The sequence below is a fragment of the Glutamicibacter sp. BW80 genome (genome assembly GCF_002332385.1).
Lineage (GTDB): Bacteria > Actinomycetota > Actinomycetes > Actinomycetales > Micrococcaceae > Glutamicibacter.
Window position 1 is genome coordinate 1 of record NZ_NRGV01000035.1, and the last position, 1,731, is coordinate 1,731.

General features: G+C 56.3%; 1 pseudogene. It reads right to left on the reverse strand.

The features are described 5' to 3' along the window. Positions 1-178 precede the first annotated feature (178 nt). Positions 179-1,607, reverse strand: a pseudogene (locus CIK76_RS11405) (IS1380 family transposase). Between the last annotated feature and the right edge of the window lie 124 nt (positions 1,608-1,731).

The window sequence follows — 1,731 nt, forward strand, 5'->3', positions numbered from 1 at the left end:
CCCAGATTTTTCATGGAGACTCTCAAGCCCACCGGATCGGTATCACGCCGGACTTCCGGTGGGTTTCCTGAATTCTGGTACGCCAAAGACCGTCCTTTCGCTGACGTCAGCGCCGGCCACCACGCACCGGAACCATGCCTTCCCTTGACTCGAAGCACCAAAACCACCGTTTGAAAGCTCAGGTTCGCAGCGGCCTGCCTGACCATCGCTGACGCAACCCGGTGATCTGTTCCTGGAGTGACAAGACCAATCCACACTCCGGTGCCTTCTGGTTGATCAGCAACCTGGGTTGGCGGCCACTCTTGGTCAGCTTCCCAGCCATGGACCACACACGGTACCGCCACCTTTTCACATCCCAGCTGACTGCTTCATGCCCAACTGGCAGGAGGACCAGCTGCAACCACGCAGTCAGGTTATAGGCAAACATTGCCAGGTTCGCCCACGCTTGATTCGCTGCAAACGACGTGAAAGGCAATTTCCCAAGTCCCGCGGCCTTCAAAGACTTGATCCTGTTCTCGCACCTTGCGCGCGCCCGGTGACGGGCATCCAAAAACGCGGGGTCGTAGCGTGGAGAGTTCGTCAGAAACGCGGTGACTCTATTCCCGTCCGTATCAAACAGGCTGGCTTTCGCCCCGGGATGCAACGGTTCAGCCCGAAGATAAATGCGGGAACCTGGCGGGTATCCAATGAGTTCAATAACCTTGGATGCATCAATCACCCACGCATTATCACGATGCTCACCATCGGCGGTGAGCGCCGGNNTTCTTCTCATCGATCCACCGCACAAATCGTTCCTTCAGCACTGGCAGTGAATACGAGGTGGAGAACTGCAGGCCCAGCGAATCAACATGCTTCAAGAACTCACGGGTGGCACCGGCACTATCGGTGCGGACCATGATCTTTTCACCAATCAGCACACCATCTGGATCATAGAAATCGTCGGGCAGTTGTTCCAGCGCTTGGCTAAGGATGCTGATATGGTCCTTCGCCGAGTTCGCGGCTTTATTTCCAGGACGCAGGCGGACAGCCAGGATTTCGCCGGTGCCCTGGGTTTTGCCGTAGTCAACCATGGCGATCATGGGAGAGAAACCATAGCCACCCTTGTAGTTTCCTTTGGCACCTTCTTTATCTGAGTGCACGTTGACTAGGGACGCGTCGATATCCACGGTCAGAGGATTCATGCGGGAAGCTCGTGCTGCGGGATTGCGTTGACCTGCAGCCGCCCAGAGTTTGGTCCGTACCTCGCGTTGCATGGTAGCGAATGCGTAGTCGAAAGCCCCCGGGTGCTTGCTGATCCTGGCGAAGAACCTGCTGAACGTGGGGTCAGAGGCCACCGGCCCGAACAGCCCCTGAACCGTTCGTAGCTGGTCAGTGTCGCTGACTTGCTCGCCGCCGGCGGCGAGCATCAGACTCAGGTCTGCGATCATCTTCCCTGGCCGGTGCACCGCCGCGGCCGGGACGAATTGGGAGAATCGGTTTTCGCAGAGTTTGCGGAAACCCATTGCGTTGAGCAGGTCGCTCAGGGTGGTGAGTCCTGCGTGGGAGACGAGTGCTTGGTTTGTGCTCACGGTTGGTATGGCTGGGTAAAGGGAGGTATTGTTGTTCACCGAGAGAGTGATCCTTTGGACTGTTGAGAATATGGCTTAGATACCTTTATTTTCGCAGTTCAGGATCACTTTTTCTTTGTTAATGACGCTTAATTACTGGCCTCTCGATGAAATACCTGGGCTA